The sequence below is a fragment of the Arthrobacter luteolus NBRC 107841 genome (assembly GCF_001552075.1).
Classification (GTDB): domain Bacteria; phylum Actinomycetota; class Actinomycetes; order Actinomycetales; family Micrococcaceae; genus Arthrobacter_B; species Arthrobacter_B luteolus.
In genome coordinates, this window is record NZ_BCQM01000003.1 from 19,855 (window position 1) to 42,504 (window position 22,650).

At 66.8% G+C, this 22,650-nt stretch carries 18 protein-coding genes; 6 read left to right on the forward strand and 12 right to left on the reverse strand.

Going from position 1 to position 22,650, the window contains the following annotated elements; all coding sequences use genetic code 11:
• Positions 1-108: 108 nt before the first annotated feature.
• The 5 genes from AL3_RS06900 to AL3_RS06920 form a co-directional block, all read right to left on the reverse strand.
• On the reverse strand, positions 109-2,919 hold the full coding sequence (locus AL3_RS06900; protein ID WP_066298539.1) for an FAD-binding and (Fe-S)-binding domain-containing protein: 2,811 nt from the start codon (positions 2,917-2,919) through the stop codon (positions 109-111).
• A 47-nt stretch (positions 2,920-2,966) separates the two neighbouring features.
• Positions 2,967-3,656, reverse strand: coding sequence for a response regulator transcription factor (locus AL3_RS06905; protein ID WP_066298542.1), 690 nt, complete (start codon positions 3,654-3,656; stop codon positions 2,967-2,969).
• Between the two features lie 53 nt (positions 3,657-3,709).
• Positions 3,710-5,386 carry a sensor histidine kinase gene (locus AL3_RS06910; RefSeq protein ID WP_066298544.1) on the reverse strand — a complete coding sequence of 559 codons (1,677 nt, stop codon included), beginning with the start codon at positions 5,384-5,386 and terminating at the stop codon, positions 3,710-3,712.
• A 91-nt stretch (positions 5,387-5,477) separates the two neighbouring features.
• Positions 5,478-6,263, reverse strand: coding sequence for a FadR/GntR family transcriptional regulator (locus tag AL3_RS06915; protein ID WP_083521530.1), 786 nt, complete (start codon positions 6,261-6,263; stop codon positions 5,478-5,480).
• A 272-nt stretch (positions 6,264-6,535) separates the two neighbouring features.
• Positions 6,536-8,260: an L-lactate permease gene (locus AL3_RS06920; RefSeq protein ID WP_066298546.1), complete on the reverse strand. Its 1,725-nt coding sequence runs from the start codon at positions 8,258-8,260 to the stop codon at positions 6,536-6,538.
• A gap of 198 nt (positions 8,261-8,458) precedes the next feature.
• Here AL3_RS06920 and AL3_RS06925 point away from each other — a divergent pair, with 198 nt between their 5' ends.
• Genes AL3_RS06925 through AL3_RS06935 form a run of 3 tightly spaced genes read left to right on the forward strand, consistent with a single transcriptional unit; the run spans position 8,459 to position 11,411 of the window.
• Positions 8,459-9,259 carry a (Fe-S)-binding protein gene (locus AL3_RS06925; protein ID WP_066298549.1) on the forward strand — a complete coding sequence of 267 codons (801 nt, stop codon included), beginning with the start codon at positions 8,459-8,461 and terminating at the stop codon, positions 9,257-9,259.
• Positions 9,256-10,779 (forward strand): LutB/LldF family L-lactate oxidation iron-sulfur protein, encoded by a 1,524-nt coding sequence (locus tag AL3_RS06930; RefSeq protein ID WP_066298551.1) that lies wholly within the window; start codon positions 9,256-9,258, stop codon positions 10,777-10,779. The genes AL3_RS06925 and AL3_RS06930 overlap by 4 nt, the downstream gene beginning before the upstream one ends.
• Positions 10,776-11,411, forward strand: coding sequence for a LutC/YkgG family protein (locus tag AL3_RS06935; protein WP_066298554.1), 636 nt, complete (start codon positions 10,776-10,778; stop codon positions 11,409-11,411). The genes AL3_RS06930 and AL3_RS06935 overlap by 4 nt, the downstream gene beginning before the upstream one ends.
• 157 nt (positions 11,412-11,568) lie before the next feature.
• On the opposite strand, the gene ligM is transcribed toward AL3_RS06935, so the two are convergent.
• Positions 11,569-12,978 carry a vanillate/3-O-methylgallate O-demethylase gene (gene ligM, locus AL3_RS06940; protein ID WP_066298557.1) on the reverse strand — a complete coding sequence of 470 codons (1,410 nt, stop codon included), beginning with the start codon at positions 12,976-12,978 and terminating at the stop codon, positions 11,569-11,571.
• A gap of 196 nt (positions 12,979-13,174) precedes the next feature.
• Between ligM and AL3_RS06945 the strand changes: the two genes are divergently transcribed.
• Positions 13,175-14,164 carry an ABC transporter substrate-binding protein gene (locus tag AL3_RS06945; RefSeq protein ID WP_066298560.1) on the forward strand — a complete coding sequence of 330 codons (990 nt, stop codon included), beginning with the start codon at positions 13,175-13,177 and terminating at the stop codon, positions 14,162-14,164.
• 87 nt (positions 14,165-14,251) lie between these two features.
• Here the strand turns inward: AL3_RS06945 and AL3_RS06950 are convergent, their stop codons facing one another.
• The 3 genes from AL3_RS06950 to AL3_RS06960 form a co-directional block, all read right to left on the reverse strand.
• Entirely contained in the window at positions 14,252-15,103 is an 852-nt protein-coding gene (locus tag AL3_RS06950) for a methylenetetrahydrofolate reductase (RefSeq protein WP_066298562.1), read from the reverse strand.
• 205 nt (positions 15,104-15,308) lie between these two features.
• On the reverse strand, positions 15,309-16,784 hold the full coding sequence (locus AL3_RS06955) for a DUF5129 domain-containing protein (protein ID WP_066298564.1): 1,476 nt from the start codon (positions 16,782-16,784) through the stop codon (positions 15,309-15,311).
• 28 nt (positions 16,785-16,812) lie between these two features.
• A complete protein-coding gene (locus AL3_RS06960) occupies positions 16,813-17,883 on the reverse strand; it encodes an alpha/beta hydrolase (protein WP_151724080.1) in 1,071 nt (356 codons plus the stop codon).
• 126 nt (positions 17,884-18,009) lie between these two features.
• Here AL3_RS06960 and hpaH point away from each other — a divergent pair, with 126 nt between their 5' ends.
• Both hpaH and AL3_RS06970 read left to right on the forward strand, forming a co-directional pair.
• Complete coding sequence (gene hpaH, locus AL3_RS06965; protein WP_066298570.1) at positions 18,010-18,795, forward strand: 2-oxo-hept-4-ene-1,7-dioate hydratase; 786 nt, start codon at positions 18,010-18,012, stop codon at positions 18,793-18,795.
• The gene (locus AL3_RS06970; RefSeq protein WP_174522123.1) at positions 18,780-19,592 is read left to right on the forward strand and encodes an aldolase/citrate lyase family protein; all 813 of its coding nucleotides are present in this window, start codon (positions 18,780-18,782) and stop codon (positions 19,590-19,592) included. Before hpaH ends, AL3_RS06970 begins: the two co-directional genes overlap by 16 nt.
• Before the next feature lie 48 nt (positions 19,593-19,640).
• Here the strand turns inward: AL3_RS06970 and AL3_RS18900 are convergent, their stop codons facing one another.
• The 3 genes from AL3_RS18900 to AL3_RS06985 form a co-directional block, all read right to left on the reverse strand.
• Positions 19,641-21,023, reverse strand: a complete 1,383-nt coding sequence (locus AL3_RS18900; protein ID WP_066298576.1) for an L-lactate permease — start codon at positions 21,021-21,023, stop codon at positions 19,641-19,643.
• Positions 20,978-21,607: an L-lactate permease gene (locus tag AL3_RS06980; RefSeq protein ID WP_151724081.1), complete on the reverse strand. Its 630-nt coding sequence runs from the start codon at positions 21,605-21,607 to the stop codon at positions 20,978-20,980. The genes AL3_RS18900 and AL3_RS06980 overlap by 46 nt, the downstream gene beginning before the upstream one ends.
• A gap of 213 nt (positions 21,608-21,820) precedes the next feature.
• A complete protein-coding gene (locus AL3_RS06985; RefSeq protein WP_066298584.1) occupies positions 21,821-22,360 on the reverse strand; it encodes a GNAT family N-acetyltransferase in 540 nt (179 codons plus the stop codon).
• Positions 22,361-22,650: the final 290 nt, after the last annotated feature.

Sequence of the window (22,650 nt, forward strand, 5' to 3'; positions counted from 1 at the left end):
TTCACTCCGGGATTAAGCCGGGTTCATGCCGGGAGCAGACGGGGGAACGGCCGAAGGGAGGAACCGGACGGCCCCTCCCTTCGGATTTTCCTGCTTCGGTGCGGTTTGTTACCGCGTGGCCTCGGCCAGGTACTCCAGGATGTGCCGGTAGGACTGGCCGGTGGCCTTGCTCATGCCGATCTCGCAGGTGCGGTTCAGGGACGCGTAGCCGTCGAACGTGCGGGCATTGATCTCAGCGGCCTGAGTGTCCGTCGCGGAGGCGGTGAGTTCGGGATGCAGCAGGCCGCGGTCGCCGGCGAAGGCGCAGCAGCCCCAGCTCGGCGGCACGAACACTTCGCCGCTGACCGCCGAGGCGATCGTATGCAGGGCGTCATTGGCGCCGAGCTGCGTCGAGGAGCAGGTCGGGTGCAGCGCCAGGGAGCCGAGTTTCGCCGTAACCTCCAGCCGGGGCAGCACCGTTTCGCTGACAAAGTCCACCGCATCAACGAACCTGAGCCCGGGGTAGACGGGGCTGGATCCGGCCAGCCGCTTCATCGTCTCCAGGCCTTCGGTGCAGGACGCCGCATCACAGACCACAGGCAGCTCCCCGCCGCCGCTGGCCACCCACAGGTTCGCCAGGACCTTCTCCGTCATGGCTTCGTAGCCGGCGGTGAATCCCTTGGACTTCCACGGCGTTCCGCAGCACAGGTCGCCGATCCCGTTGGGCACCCGGACTCCGACGCCGGCGCGTTCGCAGAGTTCCAGGAACGCGGTACTGGCTCCTTCGCCGCCCTCGGCGGGACCGAACATGGTTCCGATGCAGGCCGGGAAGAACACGGCGACCGGATCCGGGTCCTCCCGCGGGGTGCGGCGGGTACCGCCGGCCGGCAGCACTGTTTCATAGGACTGGACATTGTCCGCCCCCAGCAGTGCCCGTCCCACGGTGGTCGCCAGCTTGGGCAGGGGAGCCGGCACAGCCTTGGCCAGGCTCAGGGCCTTGCCGCCCAGGGTGGTCACGGTTCCCCAGTGCCCGGCGGCGGTTTTCCAGCCGGCCCCGGCCACCGGGTTGGCGTTTTCGGCGCGCAGCCGGCGGACCAGGTCCCCGGTGTTGATCAAAACCGGGCACGCGGTGACACACATACCGTCAGCGGCACAGGTCTGCACGCCGTCATAGTCGTAGTCGGTGCGCAGCTCTGCAGCCAGGGCGGCGTCCCCGCGGGCCTCGGCCGCCGCGAGTTCCCGCCGCAGCACAATCCGCTGGCGGGGTGTGGTGGTCAGGTCCTTGCTGGGGCAGACCGGCTCGCAGTAGCCGCATTCGACGCAGCGGTCCACTTCCTCCTCGACGGTGGGTGCGACCTTCAGGTTCTCGATGTAGGCGCGGGGATCGTCGTTGATGAGGACACCGGGATTGAGCAGGTTCGGCGGGTCGATCAGGGCCTTGACCTCGCACATGATCCCGTAGAGTTCGTCGCCGTACTGGCGGCGGACATAGGGAGCCATGATCCGGCCGGTGCCGTGTTCGGCCTTCAGCGAGCCGCCTTCACCCAGCACCAGGTCCACCATCTCCTCGGTGAACGCCTCATAGCGGGCCAATTCTGCCGGGTCGGAGAAGTTCTCATTGAGCATGAAGTGGATGTTGCCGTCCTTGGCATGCCCAAAGATCACCGAGTCCCGGTAGCGGTGCTCAGTGAAGAGCCGGGCCAGTTCGCCGCAGGTGCGGGCCAGTGACGGCACGGGAACCACGATGTCTTCCAGCAGGGCGTTGGTGCCGGAGGGACGGGCACCGGCGACCGTGGTGTACAGGCCCTTGCGCAGGTGCCACATCGCTGCCCGGTCCGCCGCCTTGGACGTCATGGCAAATGGAGCGGCCAGGTGCAGGGAGTCGAAAAGCGGGTGGGAGGCTTCGCGTTTGGCGTCCAGTTCCTCCGCGGTGGCTGCCTGGTGTTCCACCAGCAGGGCCGCGTGCGCCTGGACGTCAAGGTTGCGCAGTTCCTGGGGAGCATCGGCCGCGAGCTGCGCCACCCGCAGGGACGTGGCGTCCATCAGTTCGATCGTGGCCAGCCCGGAAGCGGTGAGCTCCGGCAGCGCGGTGGCCGCGGCGTCCAGGGTGTCGAAGAACATCAGGCCGGTGGCGACCTTCGGCAGTGCGGGGATGGTGCGGAACGTTGCCTGCGCCACGAACCCCAGGGTGCCCTCGCTGCCAATCATCAGGTGGGCCAGGATATCCACCGGGCTCTCGAAGTCCAGGAAGGAATTGAGTCCGTAGCCCATGGTGTTTTTCATGGAGAACAGCCGGGTGATGGTGGCAACCGAGTGCGGGTTGGCGACGATCCGTCCGCGGAGCCGCAGCAGGCCGTCGAACAGCTCCGGTTCCAGGGCGCGCAGCCGCTGCTCGGCATCCGGTGCCGCGGTGTCCAGTACGGTTCCGCCGGCAAGGACCAGCACCATGGACTCCAGCGTCCGGTAGGTGTTGAACTCGGTGCCGCAGGCCATGCCGGAGGAGTTGTTGGCGACTACACCGCCAATCGTGCAGGCGATCTCGCTGGCCGGGTCCGGCCCGAGTTTCCGGCCGAACGCCGCGAGGCGGGAATTGACTGCCCGCACCGTGGCGCCGGGTGCCACCCGGACCCGGGTGCCGCCGTCGAGCACCTCGATCTCCCGGAAGTGGTGCCGGGTGTCAATGAGCAGGCTGTCACTCAGTGCCTGGCCGGAGAGGGAGGTTCCGCCGGACCGGAAGGTGGCGGGGATACCGAGCTCCCGGCTGCGCCGCAGCAGGTCAGCCACCTCAGCGGTGTTCGTGGGTGTGGCCACTGCCTGGGGGATCAGCAGGTAGTGGGAGGCATCATGCGCCATTTTGCGGCGGTCGATTTCCCGGGTGCTGATTCCCCCGCTGCCAAGGGCGTTGATTGCTGGGGCTGAAGATTCTGCTGTGACTGACATACGATCCTGATCCGAGACATCGACGGGGCTTTGGCCCCGGTTCAAATCTAGGCCCGGGACCCGCCTTCAGTGAAATGGTCAGGCCACACGGGAGGCGCAGCCTGCAGATACTGCAGCACGGCCAGGACCCGCCGGTGGTCCCCGGCCGCTGGATGGAGGTTCAGCTTGCCGAATATTGAGGTGATGTTCTTCTCCACTGCTCCGGCGGAGAGGAACAGTTCAGCACAGATGCCGGCATTTGTCCGTCCCTGGGCCATGAGCGCCAGCACCTCGCGTTCGCGCGGGGTCAGGGATTCCAGCCCCGCGTGGCGTCCGGCGCCCATCAGCTGCCGCACCACCTCCGGGTCCAGCACCGTTTCGCCCGCACGGATGCGTTCTAAAGCGTGGAGGAAATCAGCGACATCCGCCACCCGGTCCTTGAGCAGATAGCCGGTGCCGCGGGGCTGGCCGGCGAAAAGCTGCGCGGCGTAGCGGGTTTCAACATACTGGGAGAGCAGCAGGACGCCGATCTCCGGGCGGGTATCCCGCAGCTGCAGTGCGGCGCGGATCCCTTCATGGGTATGGGTTGGCGGCATCCGGTTGTCCAGGATGACGACGTCGGGCTCGGCGGTTTCCAGCGCTGTGAACAGTTCTTCGGCGTCGCCGGCGGCCGCGAGCACCTGGTGCCCGCGGCCGTCCAGCAGTTCGACCAGCCCGGCGCGGAGCAGGGCGGAGTCCTCCGCGATGACGATCTTCATTCAAGTAGCTTGCCCCACCGGGGCTGCACTTCCGAAACCGGTCAGGAAACGGCTCAGGAAAGCGGCAGGAAGACCGTCACCACGGTCGGCCCTCCGGCCGGAGAGGAAATCCGCATTGTGCCGTCCACCGTCCGGACCCGTTCCGCCAGGCCTGCCAAGCCAGTTCCGGCCCCGGTGCCTGTGCCTTCACGTCCCGCACCTGCTGAGCCTGCTGCACCTGCTGCGCCGCCGGTGCCGTTGTCCTTGACGCTGAGCACCATGTCAGCTCCCTCCTCGACCACCAGGATGCTGACGCGTGAGCCCCCTGAGTGCTTGACAGCGTTGGTCACCAGCTCGGCTACCACGTAGTAGGCAATGGCTTCCACCGCGGGCGAGGGACGGACCTGCAACCGGTAGGAAAGGTCGACGGGCAGCGGGGCTGTGGCAGCCAGCGATTCCAGCGCGGTGTCCAGGCCGTCGTTGAGCACGGCCGGGCGGATCCCGCGGGCGAGGCCGCGCAGGTCTTCCAGGGCTTCCTTGGCCGTGCCGTGGGCGCTGTCCAGGAGATGCTGCAGTTCCGCGGACACTTCGGTGCCGGCCGCCCGGTCCCGGGCGTCGCCGAGCTTCATGGCGATGGCGACCAGCTGCGCCTGGGTCCCGTCATGCAGGTCCCGTTCAATCCGGGCCAGCCTGGCGTCAGCGGTAGTCACGGAGCTGCTCCGGCTGGCTTCCAGATCCCGGACACGGTACTGGCCGCCGGTGGGGCCCAGCAGTGCCGCGGCGAGCGATGCCTGCAGGCGGGCCATGCCGTTGTTGAGCGCTGGCCAGAGCAGGAAGGTGAACAGGACACCCACCGCGAAGTAGGCGGCCTGCCACCAGAAACTGTCAGCGAAGACCCCCGGGAGGATCTGGCTGCCACGGTGCCAGGTTCCGTCGGCCGCCTGCTGCGGGGGCAGCCACCGGGACCAGAACCAATGCGTCATGCTGCCCAGCCCGGCGACCAGGAAACTGATGCTCAGGCAGGCCGCGGTCACCGACGTGACGAAGCTGACGCCCATGTGGGCCAGGGCCCGCCAGCCCGCCGTGTCGCTGAGCCCGGAGCGGAGGAAGCCGAAGAATCCCGGCCGGGGGGTGAACGGCGGGGGTGCGTCGATCGGACGGCCAAGCAGTGTTGCCGCGAGGGAACGGTTGATGGTTCCCCAGTACCGGGCGGCAGCCACCATGGCCGCCGGGACGATCAGGCCCACAAAAGTGACCAGGAATGAGGCTCCCAGCGATACGGTGCTCACGGCGTAGGCCAGCGCGAAGGGCGCCAGCAGCAGCGACAGGCTGTGGTAGCCGAACGCCCGCCAGGTGCTGCTGCGGAAAAACGCCGGGCGGCGTCCTGCTGCCGGCCGGGGTGCCTGGGCACGCTGGGAATGCGGTGCGCGCTCGGAATGCGGGATGTGCCGGGGATGCCGCGGGTGCGGGGTGCGCTGAGGGTCCTGCATTGGCCCAGTGTTTTCGGGCTCAGAGTTTTCGGGCTCATTGTTCCCGGACTCAGCTTTTTCGATGGGCTGGGTCTGCTGGGTGGTGTGCGTGAACTGGGTGGCTTGAGCGACCTGGACGGACTGAGTGTACTGAGCGGCCTGCGTGTCCTGCGCGGACTGCTTGTCCTGGCCGGATTGTGTGTACTGAGCGGGCTGCGCCGGGTGGGGGGCGGCAGGCTCACCGGACGAGGCGCCGGGATCGGAGGCTTGGGTGGGTGTCATGGTTCCATCATTCTCCGCGCTCAAGACCGTTGACTATGGGGTTTTCCCCCGACCTGGCCGGGGGAGTGCCCTCGGGGCCGGGCACGTGCGCTCAGGCCGGGTACTGCGCCTTTTCCGACCGGGCGGTGTGGGACGGCGCCGCCTGGTGCGAGGGGATCTGGGCGTAGAACCATTCGATGTGGCCGCGGAGCAGGCGGGCAGCAAGGTCGCCGTCACCCGCCGCGACGGCGTCGTAAATCCCGTGGTGCTGTTCACGCAGCACAGCCAGGATGGCGGGCCAGTCTTCGAAATTGTCCATCGCCTCCTTGACGTAGCCGCGGATGGCGCCGCTGAGGGAATCCATCATGGTTTCGATCACGGCATTGCCGGCCAGCGAGCTGAGCTCAACGTGGAACCGCGCATCAAGGGTGTGGAAGGCATCCCGGTCCAGGTCGGGGCGGTCCATGGCCTCCAGCAGGCCGTGGGCCCGGTCCAGGGCCGCCGCCGTTTCGTCGGTGCGCGGTGCGTTAGCGGCGGCCTCGGCAGCCCAGGTTTCCAGCAGCACGCGGGTCTGCACAATGTCCGCCACCGGCAGCCGGCTGCTGGCCATATGCAGGCGCAGCGCCGAGGACAGTCCGGCGGACGGTTCGGAGACAATGATGGCGCCGGACTTCGGGCCGGAACCGGAGGAGGAACGCAGCACGCCCATGGCGTCCAGGATCCGGATGCCTTCGCGGACCGAAGCGCGGGAGATGCCGTAGGTTTCCGCCAGGGTGCGCTCGCCGGGGAGCTGGTCGCCGAGCTTGATCTCGCCGGACCGCAGGCCCGCTTCGATGTTCTCCAGGAGGAGGTCATAGCTGCGGCGCGGCGGCAGGGGCGCGGAATCCGTAAGAGTCACTGCAACATCCTTACACGGCAGGCTGGGGGATTCCCCGGCGCCCGCAACAAAGGCGTTCGGCGTCCGTCATGCAGAAAAGGCCGGCTGCCGGCACGCTCGAAACACCGCCGGCGCCAACCGTAAGTCCGGCGTCGTTCCACCTGTAAGTCCCAGCGGGAAACGGGAAAAGCACGCCAAAAAAACGGAGCGGCAGGGCCTGTATTCCCCCCAAGGAACACACCCCCTGCCGCTCCGGCCCAGCGCCGGTGGCGCCGGGAGAACGGGACCGGCCGCTACGGGAGCATCCAGCCAAGGATCGGCGTGGACTGCAGGTAAACCAGCGTGCAGAGGATCAGCAGCAGGGCCACGCTCCAGCCGACCACCTTGCGCAGCAGGACGGATTCCTGCCCGTCCAGCTTCACGGCGGTCACCGCGATGGCCAGGTTCTGCGGGCTGATCAGCTTGCCAACGACGCCGCCGGTGGTGTTGGCGGCCACCAGCAGGTTCGGGTCGATGCCCGCTTCGAGGCCAGCGGTCTGCTGCAGTCGGGCGAAGAGCGCGTTGGCCGAGGTGTCGGAGCCGGTCACGGCTGTGCCGATCCAGCCCAGGACGGGGGAGAGGAACGCGAAGAAGGCTCCGGTTCCGGCCAGCCAGGTGCCGATGGCCACGGTCTGGCCGGAGAAGTTCATCACGTAGGCCAGGGAGAGGACGGAGAGGATGGTCAGGCCGGCCCAGCGCATGTTCCACATGGTGCGGCCGATCTCCGCCACACCGTTGCCCACACTCATGCGGTAGCGGCCGCCGTCGTCGAACTTGGAGTAGACAAAGGAAACAATCAGGCCCGTGATCAGCAGCAGCGTGCCAGGGGTGGAAAGCCAGTTGAACGTGTAGATGGTGGAGGAAACGGCGTTGCCGGCCTCGTCCACCAGACGCTCGTGCAGGATCGGCCAGGGAATCTTGATGTCGGTGGAGGCCAGGAAGGCCGGGATATCCACACCCAGCTTCCAGAGCTTGGCGATGCCGAAGATCACGATGACCAGGAAATACGGGAACAGTGCCAGCCAGGTGCGGGACGGCGTCAGCGAGTCTTCGTCGCGCACGGCGGTGGCGGTGGAACCGCTGCCGGTGCCCGGGCGGTCAGTGCCGGCGGCGACGAGGGCGGTCAGGCCCATGCGCTCACGGGCGGCGTCGAGTCCGCGGGGCTGCCAGAAACGCAGGAAGACGACGGCGGCACCCAGGCCGGCGAGGGCGGCAACAATGTCCGTCAGTTCGTAGGAGAAGAAGGTGGAGCACAGGACCTGTGCCACGGAGAAGGCAACGCCGGTGACGACGGCGGCGGGCCAGGTGTCCTTGACGCCCTTGAATCCGTCGAGGATGAATACCAGGATCAGCGGAACAATAACGGCCAGCAGGGGTGCCTGGCGTCCCACGACGGCACCGATGTGGTCAGCGTCCAGGCCGGTGAGGTTGGCGGCCGTGGTGATCGGAATGGCCATGGCCCCAAAGGCGACCGGTGCGGTGTTCGCCACCAGCACGGCGGCTGCTGCCTTCATGGGCTTCAGCCCTAGGGCAACCAGCATGGTGGCCGTAATGGCCACCGGAGCGCCGAATCCGGCAAGGGCTTCGAGCAGCCCGCCGAAGCAGAACGCCACGAGGATCGCCTGGATGCGGACGTCCCCGCCGCCGATCACGTCGAAGACGCGGCGCAGGTCCTCGAACCGGCCGCTGACCACGGTGATCTGGTACAGCCAGATCGCCATAATCACGATCCAGACCACCGGGAAGGCACCGAAGACCGCCCCCTGGGTGGCGGAGAGCAGGGCCAGGCCAGCCGGCATCTTGAATGCCCAGATGGCGACGGCGATGGCCACCACCAGGGAAAGCGCACCCGCAACGTGGGCTTTCACCTTCACGAACGCCAGGAGGATGAAGAACGTGAGCAGGGGTACGAGAGCCACGATGGCTGACGCGGCGACGCTGCCGGACACCGGATCGGTGCTGGCGGTGAAGTGATCCACAGGGGACCTCCGGAAAGAGAAGAACTGGCGGGGGAAGTTGGTCAGACCACAATGGTCAGGCCATGGAAGTCTAGCGCACCCTTGACAAGCGTGTGATCATGGCCACCAGCCGGAGGCCCCCTTGGTGTGTTGCGAATAACGTGCCTAGTATTGGTCTGACCACACCGGCCCCGGGGACAAGCCCGCTGAGAGGCAGCCATGAGAATTGCACTATTCGCCACCTGCATCGTGGATGCGATGTATCCACGGACAGCACGTGCCACGGTATCCATCCTGGAGCGGCTGGGACACGAGGTCGTGTTCCCGTCCGGCCAGGCCTGCTGCGGCCAGATGCACGTGAACTCGGGGTACTTCCCGGAAGCGGTTCCCGTGGTCCGCAACCACGTCGCTGCATTCGACCCGGCCGGCTACGACGTCGCCGTCGCGCCGTCGGGTTCCTGCGTCGGTTCGGTCAAGCACCAGCACCCGATGATCGCCCGCTCCTGCGGCGACACCGTGCTGGAGGCCCAGGCCGAAGCCGTCGGTGCCAAGACCTACGAACTCTCCGAACTCCTGACCGACGTCCTGGGCATCACCAACGCTGCCGAACAGCTGGGCTCCTGGTTTCCGCACAAGGTCACCTACCACCCCAGCTGCCACGGCATGCGCCTGCTGCGGCTGGGCGACCGGCAGCTGAACCTGCTCTCCTCCGTGGGCGGGATCGAAATGGCCGACCTGCCGGAGGCTGACCAGTGCTGCGGCTTCGGCGGAACGTTCTCGATGAAGAATGCGGACGTTTCCTCCGCCATGCTGGCGGACAAAACCGCCAACATCACCTCCACCGGCGCCTCGCTGTGTTCCGGCGGAGACGCCTCCTGCCTGCTGCACATCGGCGGCGGGCTCTCCCGCGAAGGCGCCAGCGCCACCACCCTGCACTTCGCCGAAATCCTGGCCAGCACCAAGGAAAACCCGGTCTCCGTCACCGGAGAGATCCTCGTCAGCGGAAAGGCCGGACGATGAGCACCTACCTGGGCATGCCCACCCTGCCGGTCTTCGGGCGCGGCAACCTCAACGCCGTCGAGTCCTTCCCGTCTGCAGCCAAGCGGGAACTGGGCAACGCCCAGCTCCGCGCCAACCTCGGGCACGCCACCCACACCATCCGCGACAAGCGGCTGCGCGTGGTCGGCGAGCTGCCCGACTGGGAAGAGCTGCGCGACGCCGGCAGCGCCGTGAAGGAATCCGTCATGGCCCGGCTGCCGGAGCTGCTGGAGCAGTTCGAAGCCAACTTCACCGCCCGCGGCGGCATCATCCACTGGGCCCGCGACGCCGACGAAGCCAACGAAATTGTCCGCGACCTGATCCGCGCCGAAGGTGTGGACGAGGTGGTGAAGGTCAAGTCCATGGCCACCCAGGAAATCGGCCTGAATGAGTACCTCGAAGAGCAGGGCATCGCCGCCTACGAGACCGACCTCGCCGAGCTGATTGTCCAGCTGGACCATGACAAACCCAGCCACATCCTGGTTCCGGCCATCCACAAAAACCGTACCCAGGTCCGCGAGATCTTCCTGCGCGAAATGCCCGGCGTGGATCCGGAGCTCACCGATGACCCGGCCAAACTGGCCGAGGCCGCCCGCTCCCACCTGCGCCGCAAGTTCCTCTCCGCCAAGGTGGCCGTCTCCGGTGCGAACTTCGCGATCGCCGACGCCGGCACCCTCGCCGTCGTCGAATCCGAAGGCAACGGCCGGATGTGCCTGACCCTTCCCGAAACCCTGATCACCGTGATGGGGGTGGAAAAGCTGCTGCCGACCTGGCAGGACCTCGAAGTCTTTATGCAGCTGCTCCCGCGCTCCTCCACCGGCGAGCGGATGAACCCCTACACCTCCCTGTGGACCGGCGTCACCGAAGGCGACGGACCGCAGAACGTGCACCTGGTGCTGCTGGACAACGGCCGCAGCGCCGCCCTGGCGGACGAAATGGGCCGCTCTGCCCTGCACTGCATCCGCTGCAGCGCCTGCATGAACGTCTGCCCGGTGTACGAGCGCACCGGCGGCCACGCCTACGGTTCCACCTACCCGGGACCGATCGGGGCGATTCTCTCGCCGATGATGACCGGCATTAAGTCGGAGGAAAACAGCTCGCTGCCGTACGCTTCCTCGCTGTGCGGTGCCTGCTACGACGCCTGCCCGGTGAAGATCAACATCCCGGAAATCCTGGTGCACCTGCGCGCCGAGGACGTGGACTCCAAGCGCGGCACCAAAAAGCTGCCCACCCAGATGGATTTGATGATGAAGGGCGCCTCCTGGGCGTTCTCCCGCGGCCGGAACCTGGGCCTGCTGGAGAAGGGCCTGCCGCTCGGACGGCTGGCCGCCGGCCGGAAGAAGAAAATCACCAAGCTGCCCGGCATCGCCGCCGGCTGGACACAGAGCCGGGACATTCCCGCACCGCCTGCGCAGTCCTTCCGGGACTGGTGGGCCAAGGAATATCAGGCGGCGCCGGAACACCAGGGCGGCGCGGCAACGCAGGGGGAGACGAAGGCATGAGCGCACGCGAAGAGATCCTGGGCCGGCTGCGGGACGCGCTGCGCGATTCACCGGAGGTCCCGGAGATTCCCCGCGGCTACCGCAGTGCCGTTGAGGTCCCGGAAACTGAGCGGATCGCCATGCTCGTGGACCGGCTCGAGGACTACAAGGCCGGAGTCACGGTGCTGGACGAAGCCGGGATCGGCACCCGGATCGCGGAACTGCTCGACGCCGCAGCGAGCTATGTGGTGCCCGAGGGTATCGACGGCGCCTGGCTGGCAGCTGCCGACACCGCCGTCCCCGGCCGGCGCCGGACCGACTCGACCACGGCGCCGCTGAGCGTCGCCGAGCTGGATGCAACAACCGCCGTCGTGACCGGCAGCGCCGTCTCCGTCGCCGAAACCGGGACGATCATCCTGGACGGCAGCCCCAACCAAGGCCGCCGCGCCATCTCGCTGGTCCCGGACCACCACATCTGCGTGGTCCGGGCCGCGGACATCACGACCATCCTGCCCGAGGGGCTGCGCCGGCTGGACGGCACCCGGCCGCTGACCTGGATCAGCGGTCCGAGCGCCACCAGCGACATCGAACTCGAACGCGTCGAGGGAGTGCACGGTCCGCGGACGCTGGACGTGATTATCGTCCGGAGCTAGCCGGAGCTGGCCGGAGCTGGCCGGAGCTGGCCGGAGCTGGCCGGAGCTGGCCGGAGCTGGCCGGAGCTGGCCGGAGCTGGCCGGAGCTGGCCGGAGCTGGCCGGAGCTGACCGGAGCTGACCGGAGCTGACCGGAGCTGACCGGAGCTGACCGGAGCTTAGGCTCCGGTGTACCCGGTGCGCCAGCCGCCCTTGTAGTCCTTGCGCACGGTTTCGGAGTAGGGGATCGGGCTGACCACGGCCCGGACCTCGAGCTGCTGGTGCGGTTCCACGGTGGTTTTCGCCGTGCCGCCGCCGGGCTCGCCCCAGACCACGCGCAGTTCGGTGCCCTCGGGGACGTCCGGATCAACGGTGGCCAGGGACAGGCCGCGCCGTTCATTGGCGGAGTAGCCGGTGAACATGGACAGGCCCACGGTGTTGCCGGCGGCGTCGACCACCGCGTCGTAGTTCGAGGAGCCGTAGTTGGCCAGCGGCAGGTCGAAATACTTGTACGGTGTTCCGCCGGTGTCCAGCTGCGAGGTGAGGATCCGGCCCAGGTCTTCCTCGTTCCAGGCCAGGGTGACCTTGCGGCGCTGCGCCGCCGGGTCCATGGCTTCCAGCGCCTCGCGGCCGATGAAGTCGTGGTCGAATTTCACGAAGGAGCCGTAGCCCAGCTCCCACGGCGTCAGGTAGTAGTCCTCGATGTCTGCCGAAACGAAGCTGCCTGCGACGGCGTTGGTTGCCTCGTAGCTGTCCGCGCCGAGCCATTCGCGGTACGGACGCAGCCGCTCATCGGTGTAGATGGCGGGCAGCGGCGAAGGGATCCAGCCTGACTCCAGGGTGTTGGAGGGGTAGGCCCGGGACCCGACGGCGGCCATGCCGAACTCCGTGCCCGCCGCCAGGATGGCATCCCGCACCTTGTCGTAGGAGCCGTAGTCTCCCCAGATTTCCAGGCCCGGTGCGCCGGCCATGCCGTGCCGCAGGGTGCGCACGCGTTCCCCGGCGATGGTCATGGTGTCCATATTGAAGAACTTCAGCTGTTCCAGCGTGCCGCCGTTGAGGCTCTCGATGATCTGCCAGGCGTTGGGACCCTGGATCTGGAACCGCCAGTAGCGCCGGCTGACCGGCTGGCCCATGGGGCGCGACGGCGACCGCCGGTCCACCTCGATCTCCAGGTCATACCCGCCGGTCTCGGCGTTGAACAGCAGCCAGTTGGCCGCCGGTGCCCGCCCGACGTACACGTATTCGTCCTGTTCCTGGTGGAAGAGGATGCCGTCGCCGATCACATGGCCGGACGGCGTCGTGGGGACGTACTGCTTGGCTTTGTTGACCGGAAAGTTCGCAACGCTGTTCACCGCGGTGTCCGAGATGAGCTTCAGTGCGTCGGGGCCCTTGATGAAAACGTTGTCCATGTGATGGGACTGGTCAAAAAGGACGGCGGTTTCCCGCCAGGCCCGCTGTTCGCTGCGCCAGTTGGTGAATTCCGGAGCGACGACCGGATAGATGTACGCCCCGATCTGCGAATTGCGGAGCAGATCGACCGTTCCCTGGGACGCATCCAGGACTTCCTGCAGATTCTTTGGTGCCACGATGAACCTCTGTTTCTGTCGGATGGGGAACCGGGCAAAGCCGGTGCGCCGACCATATATCTATGTCGATAGACATGTCGAGGGTCCGGGCCGCCGGTTAGGGGCCCTAGTCAATATCTATCTTGGTAGATAGTGTGTGTGATGCAGAACACATACTGAGCCGCGGGTCTGCCCGCGACGAAACGAGGAGACACCCATGAGGAAACTGGTTGCAGCAGCGGCAACGGCGGCGCTGCTTGGCCTGACGGCATGCGGATCGGGGTCGCTGTCGTCCTCAGAGGAGACGGCGGCGCCGGCTTCGGCAGCGGCAGCGGAAGGGCTGACGGCCATCGAGGTGGGGGTGATTCCCATCATCGACGTTGCACCGATTTACCTGGGCGTCGAAGAAGGTCTCTTCGAAGCGGAGGGCCTGGACGTCACCCTCACTTTGGCCCAGGGCGGGGCCGCCATTGTGCCGGCAGTGACTTCCGGCCAGATGGACTTCGGCTTCTCCAACATCACGTCCATGATCGTGGGACGTTCCAAGGGCCTGCCGGTCCAGATGGTCGCACCCGGCGGCAGCTCCACCGGCGATCCCGATGCGGACTTTGCCGCCGTGATGACCAAACCGGACAGCGGCATTGAAACCACCAAGGATCTTGAAGGCAAGAAGATCGGCGTTAACACGCTGAACAATATTTCCGACTCCACCATCTCAGAGGCAGTGAAGCAGGCCGGAGGGGATTACGAGAGCATCGAGTACGTCGAAATTCCGTTCCCGGATTTGTCCGCCCAGCTGGCTGCCGGGACCGTGGACGCGATTGCCGCCGTCGAACCGTTTGTGACCATTGCCAAGGCAGACGGCGCGGTTCCGGTCTTTTCCAACTACGCGGAACCGGTGGATGATCTGACGGTGGCGGTCTACTTCGCCTCGGACCAGTACGTTCAGGAGAACCCTGAAACCGTGGAGAAGTTTGTCCGCGCGATCAAGGCATCGCAGGAATTCGCCGAGCAGAACCCGGACAAGGTCCGTGCCGTACTGCCCAGCTACACCTCGCTGAAGCCCGAGGTCATCGAGCAGCTGACCCTGCCCAGGTACAGCACCGAGGTGAACAGTGCCTCGGTTGAGGAGGTTGCCCGGATCTCGCTGGACCGCGGGCTGGTCGAGGAGATTCCGGATATGAAAGCACTGCTTCCGGCGTACTAAACCGGCAAGTGCTGAACCAACCCGGGTGGGGCCTGCTCGATCCGGGTTGGTTCGGGGACGTTCCGTGGGTCCGGGATGTGCGGGAGCCTAGTGCTCCTGGAAATCCCGGACCCATTCCGCTGTGGCCCGCAGCCCGCCGAACGTGTAGAAGTGCAGCTGGACCGTGCCGTGGCGGCCGGGATCGTGGGCTGCCGCGAGGTCCCGGAGAAAGCGGTCCGGGCCGGCCGTGCCGAGGAGATTCGTCAGCGAGAACCCGTACTTCTGCGCGATCCCTGCTGAGGAGCTGACTCCGAACCGGCGGGCGTAGCCGAGCAGCCGCTTGATGCCCGCCGGTCCGGGGACGCCAATGCGGACCGGGATAGTGACCCCGCGCCCGCGCAGTTCTTCGAGCCAGGCCAGGACCGGGGCGGTGTCGAAGCCGAACTGGGTGATGATGGACGCCTCGAGCCCCTGCTCCTGGAGGGCATCGGCTTTGGCCAGCAGGGCAGTCCAGAGGGTCCCGCTGCTGATGTCCGGATGCCCCTCCGGGTAACCGGCGATGCTGATGTGCCGGGCACCGTACGCAGCGGGCAGCCCGGAGCGGATGACGGCGAGCGAGTCTTCATAGGGCCCCATCGGTTCCGACGGGTCACCGCCCACCACGAACAGGTCCTCCACGGCACCGGCATCGGCCAGGGTGCCGAGGAACTTCTCAAGTTCAGCGGCGGACCCCAGCCGGCGGGCGGAGATGTGCGGCACCGGCACCAGTCCTGCGGATTTCACGGCCGACGCCGCCGCCAGGCGCATCGGCAGGTCTTCGTTGCCCAGGAAGGTTACGTTCACGCGGGTTCCTGCAGGCAGCACATCCTGCGCCGCCTGCAGCGCCTCAACATCCTTGCCGGTCATTTCGAGGGAAAAACCGGACAGCAGACTGCCGCCGTCGGGCATGTGTGGGCTCATGCCTGCCACCCTAGCCAGCCTGGCCGGGGGTGTCCACGAACGGTGTCCACGACCGGTGTCCACGAAACAGTGTCCAGGAAACGTGGCCCTGAATAGCCGTGAACGGTGGCCGCCTGCCGTATCCACGTCCCGTGCCCACGAACGGCATCCTGGTACACCCGGCGAGCAGCCGCCACCCCTCCGGCCCGGGCGGTGGACTGGCCCGCTAGAAGCGTGAGGAGCTGCCCGATCCGCTGAAGCTCCCGCCGCCGGCACCGTAGCCGCTGGAGGCACCGGAGGAACTCGACGCGGCACTGCGGGCACTGTCGATGCTGCTGTTGCCGGAATGGACACCGGCGCTGAACGCGCTGACCGTCCAGATGTAGTTCGGGTAGACGGTGTCCAGGATGCTGGGCCGGTATCCGTCCCGGTAGGTGCGGCGGTGGTTCCGGGTTTCCTCCAGCGCCTTGCGCATCAGGTCGCGTTCCGCCTGATCCTTGGCTGCCAAGGCGATCACGGTCTCCGAATGGTCCTTGGGCAGTCCGGCCAGTTCCCCGCCAATGTCCCGGAGCAGGTCCAGGGCAGCTTCCGGCGTGGTGGTGCCGTCCGCGAGGCCAGCGGCCGCCGCCTGGATCCGCTGCCGGCACCCGGCCCGGAAGGCGAGCAGTGCTGAGGCAGTGGCAGAGTCCTTTCCGGTTTTGCCGGCTTCAAAAACGCCCTCGAGTTTGTCCAGTTCGGCCTGCAGGGGTGCTGCCTGCCGGTCCCATGCGGCCGGCCAGCCGGGTGCCAGGTTAAGCAGCGTGTTGGTGTCCGCGATGACGTCGTCAATGCCGTCCAGCGCGGCGGCCAGTTCAGCGAATTCCTCGATGGGCTTCGTGCTGCGCCGCCGCCGGAGGTCCTTGTCCGTAAATACCCGGACCTGGTTTCCCAGTTCTGTCGCGCGGTTGTACCGCGTCCGGAAGGTCCGGTGCTCTTCCAGCACCTTCGCACCGTAGGAGGAACCTTCGGGAATGGTCCGGGCATTGAGTTCCGTGGCGTCCAGGTCCAGGCTGACGCTGGCATATGAGCGTTCCGCGTCCGCGATCAGCTCCCGGTTCTTCCGCAGCCGGCTCCGGCGCACCAGGATCACTGCGATCCAGACGCCGGCGGCGGCAGCCAGGACCAGCACGCCCAGGAAGATCACCGCAGGATTGAGGTACCAGGGCCGGTTGATGAGTTTCGCAGCCTCTGCGACGGCGGCAATGGTTCCATCGGTCCACTGCGCGTCGACGAAGTAGCTGGCTGCCTCATCGCGGATGTCCTGGGCGTACTCCCGGTCCAGGTTCCGGTCTTCGCCGAAGTAGGTGCCGATCCAGCGCCCCTCCGGATCCAGGGTGAAGATGAACATACCGTCGGCCCATTTCTGGCCGTCAGGGCTGATCCATTCGGGATGTTCAGCGCGGGCGAAGCGGAGCGTCTCCGCATTCGTGACCGTATCGCCGTCGGAATACTCGGCACCCGGGTCGCCGCGGTAGGTGTAAACAGCCACGGTGGTGGGTTCACGGAACTTGATGTCCGCCAGCGCCGGAAGCAGCGTGTTCTGGTCGAGCACGCCGGCGGTGTCTTCGACGATGATCTCTTCCGGCCCGACGGCGGCTGCCGGCAGGGCGGGCAGCGCCACCCCTAAGAACACGGTTATGAGAAGCAGTAGAACACGGCGCATATTTCGGATCCCCTGGGGTGGTCGGCGGCTACGAAGCCGGAGCTGGCGGGACGGTCGGATGTTGGGCGGTTTCCTCCACGCCTGTGTCCGCGGCGAACACATCCGTGAGGAACTTCTGCGTCTCTTCGAGCACCTCGAAGGCTTCGGGCCGCGGGAACTGGAACTGCGCTTCATGCGGCAGGGCAGGGGAGTGCCCGGCGGGCCAGAACCTGCGGGTCACGGGAACACCCAGGGCTTCCAAACGGTCGGCGAACGGCTCGGACTGCTGAGCGGTGAGGCCATCGCCGTTGCCGCCGCAGATGAACGCCGGCGGGAAACCGGATGTGGCAGCGGTGAGGACGGACATCTGCTGGGCCGCTGCTGTCTCGGCGAAGCGCCGGGTTCCGGTGTAGCTCCACAGCGCTGTCCGGAACCCCCAGCCCAGAATCCCGGTCAGCCCGGACAGCGCAGCGAGGTCATAGACGCCGCAGTGCAGCACCACACCGCGGAGCTGTTCCGGCGGGAGGGAAGGTGTCAGCCCCAGCGCCGCAGCGTACTCCGGCGACGTCACCGCCGCCGCGAACTGGGCCGCGAGCTGGGCGCCGGCTGAGTCTCCGGCCAGGACTATCCGGCCGGCGTCGAGGCCGTACCGGTCTGCGTTGTGCTGCAGGTACCGCAGGGCCGCACTGAGCTGGTGCAGCGCTCCGGGATACCGGGTGCCCGGTGCCACGGAGTAATCGACGCCGACGGCGGCAGACCCCTGCGCTGCCAGCATCCGCAGGTACGGCGCAACGTCCCGGCGCGAGCCCGAGATCCAGGCACCGCCGTGAATCCAGAAGACCACGGGCACCGGCCCGGAGCGTTCCGGCGGGAGGTAGATATCCAGGCGCCGGGTGCCGCCGTCGTCCTGGTATTTCAATCCCCGGTGTCCGGTGACCTCCGGTGCCTCCAGGGCCATCCGGGCTGCGAGCTGCCGTGCGCCGCGGTAAAAAACACCGCGGATGAGCAGAGCCGCAGGCCAGGGGCTGGCAACGCAGGCCATGCCAAGGCCTGCGGCTCCGGCCGCGGCACAGGCGGCAATCATGGTTGTCCGCACTCTGCGGCCGGGGGAGGGAGGCACGTCCTCAGCCTAGTGGAGCAGGGCCCGGGCCTTCGGTTGCCGTAGAAATGTGTCGTGAATCATATACAATCCTGTTTTAGCCGTTATGGAGCGGACCAGCGTTTCCCCGGAAAGTGGTGCAGTTAGGTGCTCGAGAAGCAGACCATTGAAAAGATTGCCGATGAACTGGTGGCGGCGGGCGCTAACCGCATCCCGGTTCAGCGGCTGACATCCCGGTACCCGGAGATGACGGTGGAGGACTCCTACGCCGTGCAGAACGTGTGGAGCCAGCGGATGCAGGACAGCGGGCGGAAGCTGGTGGGCCGCAAGATCGGCCTGACGTCCAAGGCGATGCAGGCCGCTACCGGAATCACCGAGCCGGACTACGGGGTCATCTTCGACAATATGGTGCTGGAAAACGGCTGCACCGTGCAGTGGGATGCGTATACCCACCCGCGGATCGAGGTGGAGCTCGCGTTTGTGCTGGGCAAGCCGCTTTCGGGCCCGAACTGCAGCATCTTCGACGTCCTGGACGCCACCGAATATGTGGTTCCCGCCCTGGAAATCCTGGACTCCCGCATCGAGATGGAAGGCCGCACCATTGTGGACACCATCTCCGACAACGCGGCCATGGGCGCCATGGTGGTGGGCGGGCGCCCGGTCAAGGTGTCCGACGTCGACCTCCGCTGGGTCGCGGCGCTGCTGTACAAAAACCAGACCATTGAGGAAACCGGTGTCGCGGCCGGCGTCCTGAACCATCCGGCCGCCGGGGTCTACTGGCTGGCCAACAAGCTGGCCGCCCACGGCACCACCCTGGGCGCCGGCGAAATTATCCTGGCGGGATCCTTCACCCGGCCCATGTGGGTGCACAAGGGAGATACTGTCCACGCAGACTACGGACAGCTGGGATCAGTGACATGCCGTTTCGAGTAGACCCGCACACACCGTTCAAGGCCGATCTGGTCCCTGGCAACCGTGCCCGGGTGGGGATGTGGGCGTGCACCGGTAATCCGCTGGTCACCGAGATCTGCGCCGGTTCCGGCCTGGACTGGCTGCTGATCGACGGCGAGCACAGCATCAACAGCCTGGAATCGATCAGCGTGCAGCTGCAGGTGGCAGCCGGGTATCCGATCCAGCCGGTGGTCCGGCTGCCGGTCAATGACCAGGTGCTGATCAAGCAGTACCTCGACCTCGGTGCGCAGAACCTGCTGGTCCCCATGGTGGACACTGCGGAGCAGGCTGCTGCCGCGGTTGCCGCCGTCCGCTACCCGCCGCACGGTATCCGCGGGGTGGGCAGTGCACTGGCCCGGGCCTCGCGCTGGAACCGGATCGACAACTACCTGGGGCGGGCCGGCGAAACGGTGACCCTGCTGGTGCAGGTCGAAACCGCAGCGGCCGTGGCCAACATGGCGGAGATCGCCGCAACGGATGGAGTGGACGGGGTTTTCATCGGCCCGTCGGACCTGGCGGCGTCGATGGGTCACCTCGGCCAGCAGGATCATCCCGAGGTGGTTGCCGCCGTCGAGCAGTGCATCCGCACGGCCAAGGAGCTGGGGGTTCCGGTAGGCGTCAACGCATTCGCTGAGGCCACCGCGCGGCGTTACCTGGACGCCGGGGTGGACTTCATCCTGGTGGGTGCGGACGTTGCTCTGCTGGCCCGCGCGTCTGAGGCGCTCGCGGCCAGGTATCTGCCGCAGGCGGCTGCCGAAGAAGAGCGCACCAGCTACTGAGCCAAGCCGCTGGATGATCCCCGGCCAGGCCTCTGGATGATCCCCGGCCTAGCTGGGGATCATCCAGCTCAGCACGGGCGTGGACTGCAGGAAGACGATCACGCACAGCGCCAGCAGGAGGGCGACACTCCAGCCAAAGACCTTCCGGAACAGGACGGACTCCTGCCCGCTCATATTCACTGCGGCTGCCGCGATGGCCAGGTTCTGCGGGGAAATCAGCTTGCCCATCACACCACCGCCGGTGTTGGCAGCAACCATCAGCTTGGGATCCAGGCCGGCTGCCTGGCCTGCGGTCTCCTGCAGCTTGGCGAACAGGGCGTTTGCGGAGGTGTCGGATCCGGTGACGGCCGTTCCGATCCACCCGAGAACCGGGGAAAGGAACGCGAAGAACGCTCCCGTTGCTGCCAGCCAGGTGCCGATGGAGATGGTCTGGCCCGAAAAGTTCATGACGTACGCCAGCGCCAGGACGCCCAGGATGGTCAGCGTTGCGGACTTCATCCGCTTGGCAGTGAGCCACATTTCCTGCATGGTGCCGCCCATGGTCAGGGGATAGCGGCCGTGGTCGTCAAACCGTGAGTAGACCAGCGCCACGATCAGCCCGCTGATGAGCAGCAGGGTGCCGGGGCTGACCAGCCACTCGAAGCTGTAGATCGTGGAGGACTGGGTCTGGCCGTTGGCATCCAGCAGGGCCTCATGCAGCCACGGCCAGGGAATTTCGATGGTGGTTTTGGCGAGGGCTTCGGGGATGTCCACACCGAGGGTCCAGAGGTTGGCGATGCCGAAGATGACAATCACCAGGACGTAGGGGAACAGGGCCATCCAACCGCGCGACGGCGTGAGCCGGTCCGCGGACTGGCCGCCCAGTCCGCCGGTGCCGGCGGTTTTCCCGGTTTCCCGTTCCGCGGCGTGTCCGGCTGCGTGTGCGCCGCGCTGGCCGCCGACATAGTCCGGCGGCCCTGCGGATTCCCGGCTGCCGGGTCCTCCGCTGCCGGGTCCTCCGGTTTGTCCTGGGCTGCCGCGCGTGCCTGGACTGTCGGGCGCTGCCGACTGGCCGCCGTCGTGCCCTGAAGCGTGGTCCGGGGAGTACCCTTCCTGCCCGGTCCCGCCGCTTCCCGTGGCGCCCGCCGGCGTCCAGCCGCCGGTCCGGGCCGCTTCCAGCTCGCCGTGCATCCGGTCCGAAGCCTGCGTCCCGCCGCGCGGCTGCCAGAACCGCAGGAATGCCACGGCAGCAGCCATCGCGACCAGGGACGCGACGATGTCTGTGAGCTCGTAGGAGAAGTAGTTGGAGCACAGGAACTGGAAAATGGAGAAGACGACGCCGGTGAACAGGGCTACCGGCCAGCACTCCCTCAGTCCGCGCCTGCCGTCGAGGATAAACAGCAGGATCAGCGGAACGATGAAGGCCAGGAGCGGGGTCTGCCGTCCGACCACGGCGCCGATTTCATCGCCGGTGTAGCTGGGAGGTTTGCCGCCGTCGTGATGGGGATGGCCAGTGCGCCGAACGCGACGGGAGCCGTGTTGGCGACCAGCACGGCTGTGGCGGCGCGGATCGGGGCGATGCCGATGGCCAGCAGCATGGTGACTGTGATTGCGACAGGAGCGCCGAATCCGGCCAGGGCCTCCAGCAGGCCGCCGAAGCAGAAGGCCACCAGGAGGGCCTGGATGCGGAGGTCTCCGCCTCCGACGGTGTCGAACACCCGGCGGAGATCCTCGAACCGTCCGCTGCGCACCGTGACCTGGTAGAGCCAGACCGCCATCACAATGATCCACACGACGGGGAACAGACCGAAGGCAGCGCCCTGGGTTGCCGAAAGCAGCGCCAGTCCGACGGGCATGCCAAAGCCCAGGACAGCGATGACTAGGGCTGCCACGAGTGCGCAGGCACCGGCTATGTAGGCTTTGGTTTTCGCGAAGGCCAGCAGCAGGAAAAACACCAGCAGCGGGACCAGGGCCAGAAGTGCGGAAAGGGTAATACTCCCGCCGACTGGGTCTGTAGTTGGGGTGAAGCTCTCCATAAAACCCTCCATGCCGGTTCCAGCGAGGGGCTGTGCCGAACCAGCGAAGAGCTGGTCTTGGCGGGCCGGTGCCTGACCGTGGGAGTGGGTGGGAAAAGCGGTATCTGCAGTATTTACAGGGTATGCCGAACGGCCCTCACGGTGGATCCCTGCGCGGGATTTGCGGGTGTGGACGGGCTGGAACGTTTTGTGCTGGGCCGGATGGGGGCGTTCTTACCAGCCTTTGGCCAGATAGATGTCCAGGTAGGTGCCGCGGTCGACGTCGAGATCCTCGCGGCGTTCCAGGCCCGCGGCCAGGGCTGTCCGCTGGGAGCCGATGTTGTCCACGGAGGTGTAGGCGACGATGGGCAGCCCTGGAAGAAGTTCTTCGGACAGACGCACAGCCTCCAGGGCACCCTCCGTTGCCAACCCCTGACCCCAGTATTCAGGGGAGTACCGGTAGTACAGGTTCAGGGCCGGCCTGCCGCGGATAATCCGGTGGGAGACTCCGGTGAAGCCGATGAGGGTCTGGGGATCCTCCGGGTCGACGACGGTCCAGACTCCGAATCCGTGGCGGTACCAGTGCTGCCGGATCTCGTGAAACGTCCGTGCGGATGAGGCCCGCGTGATGGTTGACGGGGCGGGGTGGTGGACGTTGGTCCGGGGATCGGTATGGAGGTCGATTGCTGCGCTTTCGTCCCTGGCGAGCGGCCGGCGCAGCAGCAGGCGATCTGTACTGACTGGCGACCAGTCTCTGGCATTCTGCTCCAGCATGGGACCACTCTATCCATGTCTCCTTTTAAGGTGCCCTCCTTTGAACAGAACTTTAGGTGTCCTCCTTTGAGCAGAACGACATTTTTTTTGGGGGGGGGAGGGATGGGGATGGGGAGGAAGGAGGGGGGGGCAGGGGAGATCGGGGAGCGAGGGGGGCAAGTTTCGTGGCGGGTGGCTGGCTTGGCACGCTTGCCGTGCCCTGTAGCGTCGTGCCCCTTCGTCAAGCTGTGACCCGGGCGATGGCGCGGTCTCCGGGGACCCAACTCCACTCGCTTGAGTCTCTTCCTGAA

What these genes read in the sequence shown, in the direction of transcription:
- AL3_RS06900 (WP_066298539.1), bottom strand. Translation starts at nt 2,919, where the DNA reads ATGTCAGTCACAGCAGAATCTTCAGCCCCAGCAATCAACGCCCTTGGC.
- AL3_RS06955 (WP_066298564.1), bottom strand. Translation starts at nt 16,784, where the DNA reads ATGCGCCGTGTTCTACTGCTTCTCATAACCGTGTTCTTAGGGGTGGCG.
- AL3_RS06950 (WP_066298562.1), bottom strand. Translation starts at nt 15,103, where the DNA reads ATGAGCCCACACATGCCCGACGGCGGCAGTCTGCTGTCCGGTTTTTCC.
- AL3_RS06925 (WP_066298549.1), top strand. Translation starts at nt 8,459, where the DNA reads ATGAGAATTGCACTATTCGCCACCTGCATCGTGGATGCGATGTATCCA.
- AL3_RS06970 (WP_174522123.1), top strand. Translation starts at nt 18,780, where the DNA reads ATGCCGTTTCGAGTAGACCCGCACACACCGTTCAAGGCCGATCTGGTC.
- AL3_RS06945 (WP_066298560.1), top strand. Translation starts at nt 13,175, where the DNA reads ATGAGGAAACTGGTTGCAGCAGCGGCAACGGCGGCGCTGCTTGGCCTG.
- AL3_RS06910 (WP_066298544.1), bottom strand. Translation starts at nt 5,386, where the DNA reads ATGACACCCACCCAAGCCTCCGATCCCGGCGCCTCGTCCGGTGAGCCT.
- AL3_RS06905 (WP_066298542.1), bottom strand. Translation starts at nt 3,656, where the DNA reads ATGAAGATCGTCATCGCGGAGGACTCCGCCCTGCTCCGCGCCGGGCTG.
- AL3_RS06985 (WP_066298584.1), bottom strand. Translation starts at nt 22,360, where the DNA reads ATGCTGGAGCAGAATGCCAGAGACTGGTCGCCAGTCAGTACAGATCGC.
- AL3_RS06935 (WP_066298554.1), top strand. Translation starts at nt 10,776, where the DNA reads ATGAGCGCACGCGAAGAGATCCTGGGCCGGCTGCGGGACGCGCTGCGC.
- AL3_RS06930 (WP_066298551.1), top strand. Translation starts at nt 9,256, where the DNA reads ATGAGCACCTACCTGGGCATGCCCACCCTGCCGGTCTTCGGGCGCGGC.
- AL3_RS06980 (WP_151724081.1), bottom strand. Translation starts at nt 21,607, where the DNA reads ATGGAGAGCTTCACCCCAACTACAGACCCAGTCGGCGGGAGTATTACC.